The 13,937-nt window shown below is 67.5% G+C and carries 12 protein-coding genes; 3 read left to right on the top strand and 9 right to left on the bottom strand.

All coding sequences use genetic code 11. The features are described from left to right. Positions 1 to 21: 21 nt before the first annotated feature. Positions 22 to 870 (top strand): aldo/keto reductase, encoded by an 849-nt coding sequence (locus G6N53_RS12225; RefSeq protein ID WP_163888692.1) that lies wholly within the window; start codon positions 22 to 24, stop codon positions 868 to 870. An 84-nt stretch (positions 871 to 954) separates the two neighbouring features. Here G6N53_RS12225 and G6N53_RS12220 read toward each other — a convergent pair whose 3' ends face one another. The 3 genes from G6N53_RS12220 to G6N53_RS12210 all read right to left on the bottom strand — a co-directional run bounded on the left by G6N53_RS12220 (position 955) and on the right by G6N53_RS12210 (position 4,021). Further along, a complete protein-coding gene (locus tag G6N53_RS12220) occupies positions 955 to 2,211 on the bottom strand; it encodes a fatty acid desaturase family protein (protein WP_163888691.1) in 1,257 nt (418 codons plus the stop codon). Positions 2,212 to 2,279: 68 nt separating this feature from the next. Beyond that, entirely contained in the window at positions 2,280 to 3,428 is a 1,149-nt protein-coding gene (locus tag G6N53_RS12215) for a ferredoxin reductase (RefSeq protein ID WP_163888690.1), read from the bottom strand. A gap of 86 nt (positions 3,429 to 3,514) precedes the next feature. After that, positions 3,515 to 4,021, bottom strand: coding sequence for a DUF6912 family protein (locus G6N53_RS12210; protein ID WP_371870819.1), 507 nt, complete (start codon positions 4,019 to 4,021; stop codon positions 3,515 to 3,517). Between the two features lie 84 nt (positions 4,022 to 4,105). Between G6N53_RS12210 and G6N53_RS12205 the strand changes: the two genes are divergently transcribed. Continuing rightward, positions 4,106 to 5,785 (top strand): VanW family protein, encoded by a 1,680-nt coding sequence (locus G6N53_RS12205; protein ID WP_163888689.1) that lies wholly within the window; start codon positions 4,106 to 4,108, stop codon positions 5,783 to 5,785. Positions 5,786 to 5,815: 30 nt separating this feature from the next. On the opposite strand, the gene ppk2 is transcribed toward G6N53_RS12205, so the two are convergent. Both ppk2 and G6N53_RS12195 read right to left on the bottom strand, forming a co-directional pair. Beyond that, entirely contained in the window at positions 5,816 to 6,649 is an 834-nt protein-coding gene (ppk2, locus tag G6N53_RS12200) for a polyphosphate kinase 2 (protein WP_205390366.1), read from the bottom strand. A 37-nt stretch (positions 6,650 to 6,686) separates the two neighbouring features. Continuing rightward, a complete protein-coding gene (locus tag G6N53_RS12195; RefSeq protein ID WP_163888688.1) occupies positions 6,687 to 8,096 on the bottom strand; it encodes a WS/DGAT/MGAT family O-acyltransferase in 1,410 nt (469 codons plus the stop codon). 172 nt (positions 8,097 to 8,268) lie between these two features. Here G6N53_RS12195 and G6N53_RS12190 point away from each other — a divergent pair, with 172 nt between their 5' ends. After that, entirely contained in the window at positions 8,269 to 8,802 is a 534-nt protein-coding gene (locus G6N53_RS12190; RefSeq protein WP_163888687.1) for an Rv3235 family protein, read from the top strand. A 3-nt stretch (positions 8,803 to 8,805) separates the two neighbouring features. On the opposite strand, the gene secA is transcribed toward G6N53_RS12190, so the two are convergent. The 4 genes from secA to G6N53_RS12170 form a co-directional block, all read right to left on the bottom strand. Continuing rightward, positions 8,806 to 11,610, bottom strand: coding sequence for a preprotein translocase subunit SecA (gene secA / locus G6N53_RS12185; protein WP_163888686.1), 2,805 nt, complete (start codon positions 11,608 to 11,610; stop codon positions 8,806 to 8,808). Positions 11,611 to 11,780: 170 nt separating this feature from the next. Then, positions 11,781 to 12,467 carry a ribosome hibernation-promoting factor, HPF/YfiA family gene (gene hpf / locus G6N53_RS12180; protein ID WP_205390365.1) on the bottom strand — a complete coding sequence of 229 codons (687 nt, stop codon included), beginning with the start codon at positions 12,465 to 12,467 and terminating at the stop codon, positions 11,781 to 11,783. Positions 12,468 to 12,751: 284 nt separating this feature from the next. Then, positions 12,752 to 13,381: a ComF family protein gene (locus G6N53_RS12175; protein WP_163888684.1), complete on the bottom strand. Its 630-nt coding sequence runs from the start codon at positions 13,379 to 13,381 to the stop codon at positions 12,752 to 12,754. Between the two features lie 114 nt (positions 13,382 to 13,495). Next, on the bottom strand, positions 13,496 to 13,918 hold the full coding sequence (locus tag G6N53_RS12170) for a QcrA and Rieske domain-containing protein (RefSeq protein WP_237166504.1): 423 nt from the start codon (positions 13,916 to 13,918) through the stop codon (positions 13,496 to 13,498). Positions 13,919 to 13,937: the final 19 nt, after the last annotated feature.

The following is a 13,937-nucleotide window of genomic DNA, read 5'->3' as shown; positions in this document are numbered from 1 at the left end:
TGCGCGAAGGAGGACGACAACGTGAGCAAAGTTCCCACAATTCAACTCAACGACGGCACGCAGATTCCGCAGTTGGGCTTCGGCGTGTACCAGATTCCGCCCGAGGACACCGCAGACGCGGTGAAGACGGCCCTCGACATCGGCTACCGCCACATCGACACCGCGCAGATGTACCAGAACGAGAAGGGCGTCGGGCAGGGTGTCCGCGACGCCGGTGTCGACCGGTCCGAGGTGTACATCACCAGCAAGCTCAACAACGGTTTCCACAAACCCGACGACGCCCGGCGCGCCTTCGACGGCACGCTGTCCGCCCTCGGGTTCGACTACGTGGACCTGTTCCTGATCCATTGGCCGCTGCCCACGCTCTATGACGGCGACTTCGTCTCCACCTGGAAGGTGTTGGAGGAGTTCAAGAACGACGGCCGGGCACGCAGCATCGGCGTCTCGAATTTCCAGGTCGCCCATCTGCAGCGGCTGGCCGACGAAGCCGACACGGTGCCCGCGGCGAACCAGATCGAGGTGCACCCGTACTTCGCCAACAACGAGGTGCGGGGCTACGGCCAACAGCACGGCATCGCGACCGAGGCGTGGTCACCGATCGCGCAGGGCAAGGTGCTCGACGACGACGTCATCACCCGCATCGCCGAGGCGACCGGCAAGTCGCCGGCTCAGGTGGTGCTGCGCTGGCACATCCAGCGCGGCGACATCGTGTTCCCGAAATCGGTGACGACCCAACGCATCAAGGACAACTTCGCGCTATTCGACTTCGAGCTCGGCAGCGACGACTTCGACGCGATCTCGGCGCTGGACCAGGGCGAGGCGGGCCGCATCGGCCCGAACCCGGACACGTTCGACTACGTACCCGGCTGAGCTGTGGAATCGACACTGCGCTCACGGCGGGGAAGTACGAGAAACTCCCGCCGTGAGCGCAGTGTCAACGACAGATGATGACCGTCAGGCCGCGAGGTCGGCGCGCTTGACCGCAGCCTTGGCGGCCACCTTGTTGCGACGACGGGCCCGCACCGCGGCGATGGCGGATTTCAGCCCGCGCCGCTCCCCCGGTTCGAGGTCGGCGAACATCCGCTCGCTGCGCGTCTCCGGCGCATCGTCGGCGGTGTCGGTCAGAAAGCGGTCCGGCAGAGACAGTTTGGCGATCGTGCGCCACGACTTGCCGTACTGCACCAGGAACGACCCCGTGGTGTAGGGCAGGTCGTACTTGTCGCAGATCTCCTTGACCCGGAACGAGATCTCGTGCAGCCGATTGCTGCAGATGTCCGGGTAGAGGTGATGCTCGATCTGGTAGCAGAGGTTGCCGCTCATGAAGCGCAGCACCGGGCCGTTCTCGAAGTTCGCGCTGCCGAGCATCTGCCGCAGGTACCACTGTCCCCGCGACTCGCCGACCATGTCGGTCTTGGTGAATTTCTCGGCACCGTCCGGGAAGTGGCCGCAGAAGATCACCGCGTTGGCCCAGACGTTGCGGATGACGTTGGCCACCGCGTTGGCTTTCATCGTGGACGTGAACGTCGCGCCCGGCGACATCGAGGTCAGTGCCGGGTAGACGACGTAGTCCTTGGCCAGCTGGTGGCCGGCCTTGACGCCGAACTCCTTCACCCGGCCGAGCGTGGCCGCCCGGTCGTCGCGGCCCTTGGAGATCTTGCCGAGCTCCAGGTGCTGCAGGCCGACTCCCCATTCGAAGCCGATCGCGAGCAGGGTGTTGAAGAACAGATTGCTCAGATTGAAGGGCTTCCAGCGCTGGTCGCGCGTCACCCGGATCACGCCGTAGCCGACGTCGTCGTCCATGCCCAGGATATTGGTGTACTTGTGGTGCATGAAGTTGTGGGTGAAGCGCCAGTGCTTGGAGGCGCCGCTCATATCCCATTCCCACGTCGAGGAATGGATCTCGGGATCGTTCATCCAGTCCCACTGGCCGTGCATGACGTTGTGGCCGATCTCCATGTTCTCGATGATCTTGGCCACGCCCAGCGTCGCGGTACCGGCCCACCAGTAGGAACGCTTGGAACTGCCCGCCAGCATCAGCCGGCCGGCGACCTCCAAGGCGCGCTGGAAGGCGATGGTGCGGCGGATGTAGCGGGCGTCTCGCGCCCCGCGGGAGTCTTCTATGTCCTGGCGGATCGAATCCAGTTCGACCCCCAGGCTCTCGATGTCTGCGTCCGTGAGATGTGTGAACTCAGGTACGTCGGTAATCGCCATTGTCAGCCTCCTCTCGAGTACCTACGCTACCGTAACCTACGGCCTCGTAGGTTACCAGCCAGTAAAGTCTAGACATCGAGCACGCAATCACCCGATGCCGCCGACACGCACGTCTGTATCCGGGTGCCGGGCTCGTGCTCGACGCCGGTGCGCAGATCGCGCACGTGGCCCTTCAGCAGGCCCACCACACACGACTGGCAGATCCCCATCCGACAGCCGAACGGCATCTGCACCCCGGCGGCCTCGCCGGCGTCCATCAGCGACGTCGCCGCGTCGACCGTGACCGTCTTGCCGGCGCGCGCGTATTCAACCGTGCCTCCACTGCCGTGTACCGCGGTGCGCACGGCTGCAAACCTCTCCAGATGCAGGCGTTCCGGGACGCCCGCCGCCGCCCAGGTGCGCTCCGCGGCCTCGAGCATCGCCTCGGGCCCACAGGCCCAGGTCTGGCGCTCCCGCCAGTCGGGCACCACGTCGTCCAGCCGTGCCAGGTCCACCCGGCCCTCGGCGCGGGTGGCACGCAGCTGCAGCCGGTAGCCGGGATGCCGGGTGGTCAGCTCGGACAGTTCGTCGGCGAAGAGTACGTCGGCCTCCGTGGGCGCCGAGTGCAGGTGCATCACGTCGCCCAGCTGATCTCGCCGGGCCAGTGTCCGCAGCATCGACATCACCGGCGTGATGCCCGAGCCGGCGGTGACGAACAACACCGACGCCGGCGCCGGGTCCGGCATGACGAAGTTCCCCTGGGGGGCGGCCAATCTCACGATGGTGCCGGGTTCCACCCCGCCGACCAGGTGCGTGGACAGGAACCCCTCGGGCATCGCCTTCACCGTGATCGTGATGGTGCGCGAACCCTTGCCGAGGCCCCGGTGCCGCTCGGGCACGCTGGTCAACGAGTAGGACCGCCAACGCCACCGTCCGTCGACGAGCAGGCCGATGCCGATGTACTGGCCGGGCTGGTAGTCGAACGAGAACCCCCAGCCGGGCTTGATGACCAGGGTGGCCGAGTCGACGGTCTCCCGGCGGACGTCGAGCACCTTGCCGCGCAGCTCGCGGGCCGACCACAGCGGGTTGGCCAGCTTGAGGTAGTCATCGGGCAGCAGCGGCGTGGTGATCCGGCCCGCAATGGTGCGCAGCAGATGCCAGCCGGTAGTACCTTTGGCGATGTTCGGCCGGACGGTGTCGGCGACCTTGGCCGTGGTCTTGATGGTGTTCTTGGCCATGACGGCTCCTGCCGATTGCGGTGACACTCTGGGTCCCGTGAGGCGTCTACCTACGGTACCGTAACTTACGGTACCGTATCCAGCCCTCAGAGCAGGTCGAGCAGGAACGGAAGCTCCTGTGGCGCGTACCACGCCAGGTCGTGATCCTGGGCGTCGCCGACGGTGAGCTCGGCGTCCTCATCCCCCAGATCGGCCGCGTCGACGACCTCGACGGCAGCCAGCACCGCGGCCTCGGCGGCCGCGTTGTCGACATAGGCGGCGATCACCCGTTCCAGCGGGATCGGCGCGCCCAGCCGCACCACCGCGTCGTCGAGATCCGGCCGCAGCGTGACCTCGGCGTCGTCGCAGTCGGCCTCGAGCACCGCACGCCGGGCCGGCAGGCCCTCCCCCGAGCCGTCGGCACCGAGCAGACGCAGCGACGCCAGCGCCGCGTCGCGCAGCGCGACGTCGGCCAGTTCGTCTTCGTCCCCGTCCGAATACGCCTCCCGCAGCGTCGGGGTCACCGCGAACGCGGTGCTGCTGACGGGTCGCAGCGATCCGTCGGCGACCAACTGCGCCAGCATGGCCAGGGTTGCGGGAACGTAGACGCGCACAGGCCGAGACTACGTCCGCCGGCCCGCGTGCCGCGGTCCGGCAGGGCACGATGGAACACATGGACCTGCCTGCGGTGACGGCCGATGCTGCGTTCTAGGCCCAGACGCCGGCATCTGCTCCTGGCAGTCGGCGTTGCGCTCGCCCTGCTGGGAGTGCTCTACGTCGCCGACCTGACGGTCACCTCGTCGAAGCTGCCCAGAGGTGTCACCGCGGCCGGCGTGCCGCTCGGCGGCCTGACCCCGGATGAGGCCGAGCAGCGCGTCCGGGAGCAGATCGGACCACGGGCGCGACAGCCCGTCGATGTGACACTCGGCACGGTTCGCGCCCAAGTGGACCCCGATGCTGTCGCGCTGACCGTGGATGCGCGGGCCACCGTCGACCAAGCAGGCACCCAACCCCTGAACCCGATCACCCGACTCACGTCGTTCTTCGTGGACACCCCCGTCGGCGTGGTCTCCTCAGCGGACGAACAGGCCCTGGAAGCCACGCTCGAAGAGCTCGCAGCCACCGTCGCCGAAGATCCGGTCGAGGGTTCCATCGGGTTCGCCGACGGCGAACCGGTGTCCTCTGACCCCCGACCCGGACAGCGCCTCGACATCACCGCCGCCGCGGAACTGATCGCCCGCGACTGGGCGACCGGCGAGACCCTCGACCTGCCGATGGTGCAGATCCGGACGAGCACCACCCGCGCCGACGTCGCAGAAGCCCTCCGCGAAATCGCCACCCCAGCGGTGTCGGGGCCGGTCATCGTCAAAGGCGACGATGACACCGAGGCTGTGATCACCGAGGAGGTCATCGCAGCGGCCCTGACATTCCGGCCCGATGACGAGGGACTCGTGCCGGACATCGACCAGGCGCGGATCGTCGACGCCCTACGCCCCCAGCTTGTTTCGTCGGAAACCCCGCAGCGTGACGCCGACATCGACTTCACCGCCACGCCTCCGGTTCTGGTGCCCGCGCAGGACGGTCGACGGGTCGACTACGACGCCACCCTGTCCGATCTACTCTCGGTGCTCACCAGCGACGACAACCGGGAGATCACCGCGCAGTACGTGGACGAGCAGGCCAGGATCACCCTCGAAGACCTCGGCGAACTCGGTCCTGTCGAAGTCATCGGGGAGTTCCAGACGGGCGGGTTCGCCAGTGACTCGGGCAGGAACATCCGACGCGCCGCCGAGCAGATCGACGGCATCGTGGTCGGTCCCGGGGAAACGTTCAGCCTCAACGCAGCAACCAATCCGCGCAACGCCGCTGCCGGCTACGTCGAGGCCGGAATCATCAGAAACGGCAGGCCCGCCCGCGGTGTCGGTGGCGGCGTCTCGCAGATGGCCACCACGTTGTTCAATGCCGCCTACTTCGCGGGCATGGAGGACATCGAGCACCACGAACACAGCTACTACATCAGCCGCTACCCGCCCGCCCGGGAAGCCACGGTGTTCGGCGACATCCTCGACGTCAAGTTCCGCAACGACGGCCCGACATCGGTTCAGATTCAGACCGAATGGACGTCGAGTTCGATCACCGCACGACTGATCGGCATCAAACGCTACGAGGTGACGTCGTCGACGAGTTCGCGCAGCCGGCCGACGAGCCCGCGGACCGTCACGATCCCGGCTGGTGAAGCCTGCAGTGCCAGCGGTGGCGGGCCGGGGTTCACCGTCACCGACACCCGCACGCTGCGCGAGATCGCCACCGGACGAACCCGGACCGAATCCCACACCGTCACCTACGACCCCATACCCAGGGTGGTGTGCGGGGGGTGACGTGCACCCGGCCGTAGCGAGGCCGGCCGGTTACTCGACGTCGCCCATCAGCGTCCCGACGTAGTCCTCGACGTAGGTCGACAACTCGCGCGGCGGCCGTTCGTAGTATCCGCTGAGCACCGGCTTCTTCGGCAGCGCCACCTTCGGCGGATCCACGTCGTAGTAGTCGATGCTGGACAGCAGATGCGAGATCATGTTCAGCCGGGCGTGCTTCTTGACGTCGGATTCGACGATGTACCACGGACTCAGCGGCGTATCGGTGTGCACCATCATCTCGTCCTTGGCGCGCGAATAGTCCTCCCAGCGGTACACCGACTCCAGATCCATCGGGCTGAGCTTCCACTGCCGCATCGGGTCTTTGAGACGGGACCGGAACCGGCGGAGCTGTTCGTCGTCGGACACCGAGAACCAGTATTTGCGCAGCAGCACACCGTCTTCGATCAACATCTGCTCGAAGATCGGTGTCTGGCGCAGGAACAGCGAGTGCTCGGCGGGGGTGCAGAAACCCATCACCTTCTCCACGCCGGCGCGGTTGTACCAGGACCGGTCGAACAGCACGATCTCCCCCTTGGCGGGCAGGTGGGCGACGTAGCGCTGGTAGTACCACTCCCCCCGCTCGCGGTCCGAGGGCGCGGGCAGCGCGGCGATCCGGGCGATGCGCGGGCTCAGGTATTCGGTGATCCGCTTGATGGTGCCACCCTTGCCTGCGGCGTCACGGCCTTCGAAGACGATCACGACGCGGGCACCGGTGTCGCGGACCCACTCCTGCAACTTCACCAATTCCGTTTGCAGACGGAACAGTTCGGCCTCGTATACGTCCCTCGGGATCTTCTTGACCTTGGTGCCGGCCCGCTTGTTGCCCACCGACCGATCCTAGATGCCGGCTGCCTCCCGGCGCAGGTTACTGAGCGGCTTCGGTGAGCTCGTCCAGCGATTCGCGCAGCAGGCCGGGCAGCATATCGACGTCGCTCATCGCGTCCCGGTCGGCGTTGATGCCGAAGTAGAGCGTGCCGTTGTACGACGTGACACCGAGCGCGAGCACCTGGTCGTGCAGCAGCGGCGGCACGGCATAGGTCTCCAGCAGCTTGGTGCCGGCGAGGTACATCTGCTTCTGGGCGCCGGGCACGTTGGTGATCAGCAAGTTGAACTGGCGGGCCGAGAAGCTGGTCGCCACCCGGATGCCCATGGCGTGCAACGTCGGTGGCCCGAAACCCGTCAGCGTGACGATCGTCCGGGCGTCGACCAGGCTGGTCGCGCTGGACTGCGCCTCGGTGGCGTGGGCGATCTGGGACAACCGGACCACCGGGTTCGATTCGCCGACGGGCAGATCCACCAGGAACGGCGACACCTCGCTGATCGCCTGGCCCGGCCCGCTCGAGTCGTGTTCATCCTCCGGATAGACCGACATCGGCGCCATCGCCCGCACGGTCGTGGTGGTGCTCACCGGTTCGCCCCGGGACAGCAGCCAGTTCCGCAGCGCGCCCGCGATCACGGCCAGCACCACGTCGTTGACGTCGCAGTCGTAGCGGGCCCGGATACGCCGGAACTCGTCGAGGCCGGCCGAGGCCACCGAGAACCGCCGGTTGCGCGACACCGTGGTGTTCAGCGGGCTGCTCGGCGCGGTGCCGCGCGCGACGGTGCGGGCCACCTCGGCCGCGCGGCGCCCCAGATCCACCAGCAGACCGGTGTTGTTGACCGCCTCGGTCACCGCCGAACGCACGGCGGCCACCTGCGCGGTTGGGCCGGTGACCCATTCGCCGAGCGCACCGATCAGCAGTTGCCGGTCGTTGGGTTCGCGCGACGGGATCCAGATGTCCTCGCCGAATTCTGGCGGCTTCTGGGTCCGATCGGCGATGACGTGGCCGATCTCGAGCGCGGTCATCCCGTTGACGAGCGCCTGGTGCGATTTCGTGTAGATCGCGAGGCGGTTTTTCGCCAGGCCCTCGACCAGGTACATCTCCCACAGCGGCCGGGACTTGTCCAGCGGCCGGGAGCCGAGGCGCGCGATGAGGTCGTGCAGCTGAGCGTCACTGCCCGGGGACGGCAGTGCGGAGCGGCGGACGTGATAGGTGATGTCGAAGTCGGGGTCGTCGACCCAGACCGGCCGGGCCAGTCCGAACTTCACCTCGCGCACCTTCTGCCGATACCGCGGGATCTGTGGTAGCCGCTGTTCCACGGTGGCGAGCAAGGTCTCGTAGCTCAGCCCGTTGCGGGGCTTGCGCAGGATCGACAGCGACCCCACGTACATCGGGGTGGCGGAGTTCTCCAGCCGGAAGAAGGACGCGTCGGACGCCGACAACCTCGTCACCATTGCGGCGCCACGCTCCCTCGCTCGATTGACAATCAGTGCCACGTTATCCGGAAATTCTGGGCGCCCGCTCAACGGGTGCACTGATGTGCCTGTCGGACATGGGATCATGGAGCGGTCTGTGACTCTCCAGCAGACGCCCGCTCGTGCCGTGACCGATCGCTGGAGACCATTCATGACCACTTCGACTCTGCCTGATCCGATGCCTGATCCGACGCCCCAGCAGTGGACGTCCTCGCCGGTCATCGACTACGAACCCGCACCCGAGGCGCCCGGGCCGCGCCGCGGACCGGTGTGTGCGGCGCCGTCGGGCGAATCGCTGCATCGTCCCGCGCAGCGTCCGGCGCGACGCCCTCCGGGGCACCCGTGTGAGCCGCCCCCGCCGAGATCGGCGGTGGTGTTCGCCGAGACGGCGCTGCGCCAGGTGATCGAGGTGATCGACCGGCGCAGGCCGATCGCTCAGCTGCGCCCGCTGATGACCCCCGTGCTCGTCGACCGGGTGATCGCGCACGCCGGGGAGGCGCGCGGCGGCAGCGCCACGATACGCCGGGTGCGGGTGCGCGCGGTGGACGACGGCGGGACGCCCGACGACGTGTGCGCGGCAGAGGTGTTCGCCTCGTTCACCCGCTGCGGTCGGGTGCACGCCGTGGCCGCCCGCATCGAGCGGCACCGCGACCGCTGGCGCATGGTCGCGCTACAGATCGGCTGAGCCTCAGCGCTTGCTGTCCTTGGCGTGGCGGCCGCGCTGGCGGGCGGCTTCGCGACGCTCGCGACGGCTGCCGCCGCCATTGCCGGACGGCTTAGCCCCACCGGAGCGTTTGACCTCGACCGACCCGTCCTCCGACGGTCCGGAGTAGGTCAGCGGTCGGGCCTTGTCGTCGATGCCCTTGGCGCGAATGCCGGCACCTGGCGGGCGCTGCTTGGTGGCCACACCGCCCTGTCCTGCGGCCGCCGCGGCCGCGAACTCGGCGAGTCCGGGCGGGGCCGCCTGCGCCGAGACCGCCGGGCCGGCGGTGGCCTCGACCTGCACGTTGAACAGGAAGCCGACCGACTCCTCCTTCATGCCCTCGAGCATGCCGACGAACATGTCGTAGCCCTCGCGCGCGTACTCCACCTCGGGACGCTGCTGCGCCAGCCCGCGCAGCCCGATTCCTTCGCGCAGGTAGTCCATCTCGTAGAGGTGTTCGCGCCACTTACGGTCCAGTACGTTGAGCAGCACGTTGCGTTCCAGCTGGCGCATCGCGCCCTCGCCGGCGATCTCCTCGAGCTCTGCCTCACGCGTCGCGTAGGCCCTTTCGGCGTCCTTGAGCAGCGCGTCGAGCAGCTCCTCGCGGGTCAGTTCGCCCGGCTCGCCGACGGCGTCGGAGTCGATCAGGTCGTGGTGGTCGATCCCCACCGGGTAGAGGGCACGCAGCCCCTCCCACAGCTTCTCCAGGTCCCAGTCCTCGGAGTAGCCCTCGGCGGTGGCGCCGTTGACGTAGGCGGTGACCACGTCGGTGAGCAGGTTCTGGGCCTGCTCTGCGAGGTTCTCCCCTTCCAGGATGCGGCGGCGCTCGGCGTAGATCACCTTGCGCTGCTGGTTCATCACCTCGTCGTACTTGAGGACTTCCTTGCGGATGTCGAAGTTCTGCTGCTCGACCTGGGTCTGCGCGCTCTTGATGGCCCGCGAGACCATCTTGGCCTCGATGGGCACGTCGTCGGGCAGGTTCAGCCGGGTCAGCAGCGTCTCCAGCGTCGCGCCGTTGAACCGTCGCATCAGCTCGTCGGCCAGCGACAGGTAGAAGCGGGACTCACCCGGGTCGCCCTGGCGGCCGGAGCGGCCGCGCAGCTGGTTGTCGATGCGGCGCGACTCGTGGCGCTCGGTGCCGAGCACGTAGAGCCCGCCCGCGGCGACGACGTCCTTGGCTTCGGCGGCGGCCTCCGCCTTGACGTGCGGGAGGTCCTCGTGCCAGGCGGTCTCGTATTCGTCAGGGGTCTCGACGGGGTCGAGACCGCGCTGCCGCAGCCGCTTGTCCAGCAGGTAGTCGACGTTGCCGCCGAGCATGACGTCGGTGCCGCGGCCGGCCATGTTGGTGGCGACGGTGATGGCGCCCAGCCGGCCCGCCTCGGCGATGATGCCGGCTTCCTGCTCGTGGTACTTCGCGTTGAGGACGTTGTGCGGGATCCGGCGCTTCTGGAACTGGCGCGACAGGAACTCCGAACGCTCCACGCTGGTGGTGCCGATCAGCACCGGCTGGCCCTTCTCATAGCGCTCGACGACGTCGTCGACGACCGCGATGAACTTGGCCTCCTCGGTCTTGTAGATCAGGTCGGACTGGTCGGTGCGGATCATCGGCATGTTGGTCGGGATCGTCACCACGCCGAGCTTGTAGATCTCGTGCAGCTCGGCGGCCTCGGTTTCGGCGGTGCCCGTCATGCCGGCGAGCTTGTCGTAGAGGCGGAAGTAGTTCTGCAGGGTGATGGTGGCGACCGTCTGGTTCTCCGCCTTGATCTCCACCTGCTCTTTGGCCTCGATGGCCTGGTGCAGGCCCTCGTTGTAGCGGCGCCCGATCAGCACGCGGCCGGTGAAGTCGTCGACGATCAGCACCTCACCGTTGCGCACGATGTAATGCTTGTCCCGCTCGAAGAGCTCCTTGGCCTTGAGCGCATTGTTCAAGTAGCTGATCAGCGGCGAGTTCGCGGCCTCGTAGAGGTTCTCGATACCCAGCTGGTCCTCGACGAATTCGACACCGATCTCGTGCACGCCTACGGTCCGCTTCTTGATGTCGACCTCGTAGTGCACGTCTTTTTCCATCAGCGGCGCCAGCCGGGCGAACTCCGGGTACCAGTTGGAACCGCCGTCGGCGGGGCCGGAGATGATCAGCGGGGTGCGGGCCTCGTCGATGAGGATCGAGTCGACCTCGTCGACGATCGCGAAGGTGTGCCCACGCTGGACGCAGTCCTCCAGCCGCAGCGCCATGTTGTCGCGCAGGTAGTCGAACCCGAACTCGTTATTGGTGCCGTAGGTGATGTCGGCGTTGTAGGCCGCCCGACGCTCTTCGGGGGTCATCTGCGACAGGATCACACCGACGTCCAGGCCCAGGAAGCGGTGGATGCGGCCCATCTGCTCGGCGTCGCGTTTGGCCAGGTAATCGTTCACGGTGACGATGTGCATGCCCTTGCCGGCCAGCGCATTGAGGTAGGCGGGCAGCACGGCGGTCAGCGTCTTGCCCTCACCGGTCTTCATCTCGGCGACGTTGCCGAAGTGCAGCGCGGCGCCGCCCATCACCTGGACGTCGAAGTGCCGTTGGTTGAGCACCCGCCACGCCGCCTCGCGGGCGACGGCGAACGCCTCGGGCATCAGGTCGTCGAGGTCCTCGCCGCCGCCCAGGCGGTCCCGGAACTCGTCGGTCTTGGCGCGAAGTTCCGCGTCGGACAGCTTCTCGATGTCGTCGGACAGGGTGTTGACGTAGTCAGCCACCCCCTTGAGGCGCTTGACCATGCGGCCTTCACCGAGACGGAGCAACTTTCCCAGCACGCTGTTTCCTCTTTGTTGATGGCGGCACGCGTTCAGACGGACACCATCGTAGGTGACGCATCGAAAACGCTGGTCGAGCGTGTCAGGCGCGCCGCACTGAGAGCGAATCCGGCGCGCAGAGCGACACTGGCGGTGCTTCCGCGCGCCGGATCGACCTCAGGCCAGGTTGATCAGGCCAGCTTGATCAAACCGTAGTCGTAGGCGTGCCGCCGGTAGACCACACACGGCCGGTCGCTGTCCTTGTCGTGGAACAGGAAGAAGTCGTGGCCGACGAGCTCCATCTCGTAGAGGGCGTCGTCGACGGTCATCGGGATGGCGGGGTGCTCCTTGGTGCGGACGATCCGTCCGGGCTCGTGGTCGTCGACGGCGACCTCGTTGGTGTTCTCGACCGGCTCCTGCAGCGGGGTGAACCCGTCGACCAGGTGGTCCAGCGAGGTGGCCTCGTGCAGCGACACCGGCGTCTTGTCGCCGTAGTGGATCTTGCGGCGGTCCTTGCTCTTGCGGAGCCGGCGTTCGAGTTTGCCTGCCGCCGATTCGAGGGCGGCGTAGAAGCTGTCGGCGCAGGCTTCGCCACGGACGACGGGTCCACGCCCCTTGGCGGTGATCTCGACGTGCTGGCAATTCTTCCGCTGGCGGCGGTTGCGCTCGTGATACAGCTCGACGTCGAAGAGGTAGATGGTGCGGTCGAAGCGTTCCAGGCGAGACAGCTTCTCGGAGACGTAGTTACGGAAGTGGTCGGGGACCTCGACGTTTCGGCCCGTCACCGCCACCTCGGCGTTCGGAGTAGGTTCGGCCGATCCGTCAGTGCTCGGGTCCACCACCATCGTGCTGTCTGATTCCATGGAATGACTTGACATACTTGGCAACTCGATTCTGTTTCGCGTGTGCACACTTGCGTGTGCCCGGCTATACGAAGAAATCGCACCGACGAGGCTGTCCTGGTTGCGCCGCTCGCCGGTGCAAGGTGTCGACTACTCACCTCCTACCGCTGGGCGCGATACCGGCGTCTCCTGTGCGGATCGCCGCCGTGAGATGTTCACGGATGGTTGGTGCCGACGGTAGTCCGTGTTCACCTGGTCGTGCCACTGATTCGGCAGACGTGTTTTCAGTTCTTCATGTCCGCTTGATCTGAAGGCAATGCTCAGGCGTGCGCCAGCGCGAGGACGGCGACGACGTCGGTGCCGCACGTTTGCAGGACCCGGACCGATTCGGCGGCGGTGGCGCCGGTCGTCACCACGTCGTCGACCACCACGACGGGCCCCGTCACCGGTGTGGTGATGCGGATGCGCCCGGCGATGTTGCGCTGCCGGGCGGCGCTGGAGAGCCCGACGGAGTCGCGGGTGAAGGCCTTCATCCGCAGCACCGGGGCGACGGTCAGGCCGTGGTGGCCCTCGATGGCCCGATGGGCGAGGCGGGTGACGGGGTCACCACCGCGACGCCTGGCCGCTGAGCGTCTGGTGGGTGCGGGCACCACCGACATCGGGGTGTCGAGCAGCCCCCACGTCAGCAGGTGATCCAGCGCGGTGTGCAACGCCCGGGCCAGCGGTTCGAGCAGGTCGGCGCGGCCCCGCTCCTTGACCGCGACGACGGCCTTTCGGCGCGCGCCCGCGTACCGGCCGAGCGACAGCACAGGCACGCCGGGGTCCAGGCGAGGCGTCACCAGGTGGGGCTGGTCGGGCCGGACGGTGAGTTCTCGGTCGCACGCCGCGCACCAGCCCACGCCCGCGACACCGCAGCCACCGCACTGCAGCGGAAGGACCAGGTCGAGCACGCCCCCAGTGTGGCGTCGGCGTCCGACAGCCCGGCCCCGCTTCGCCGCGAAATATCATCCCGGGTCGTGGTTTCGCCCTGATCCACAGCCCTGGCTTCACACTCGCGGGGCACGTCAGCCGGCGACGATCGAATCTCCCTGCACGGTGATCGTCTCCTCGGTCAGCGGGCGCGCGGCCGGGCCCCTGACCACTGCGCCGTCGAGGCTGAACTTGCTGCCGTGGCAGGGGCAGTTGAGGGTCCCGTCGGCCACCACGTTGATCAGGCAGCCGGAGTGCGTGCACACCGCCGAGAACGCCTTGAAATCCCCCGCCACCGGCTGGGTGATGATGGTCTCGCCGACGATGATGCCGGAGCCGACGGGCACGTCCGCGGTCGTGATGAGCTCCTCCGACGCCGCCCCCGAAGCCTCGCCACCGGAATCACTCGAATCGCCGGAATCACCGCCCGAACACGCCGCCAGCGTGGCCGCCGCGAGGCCCACTCCCGCGCCGACGATCACCGACTTCCGGGAAACCTGCATCTTGTCGATATCCATCGGTGACCTCTCCATCGGC

Origin of the sequence: Mycolicibacterium hippocampi (assembly GCF_010723735.1) — a bacterium.
GTDB lineage: Bacteria > Actinomycetota > Actinomycetes > Mycobacteriales > Mycobacteriaceae > Mycobacterium > Mycobacterium hippocampi.
This window is presented reverse-complemented; position numbering and strand designations above follow the sequence as displayed.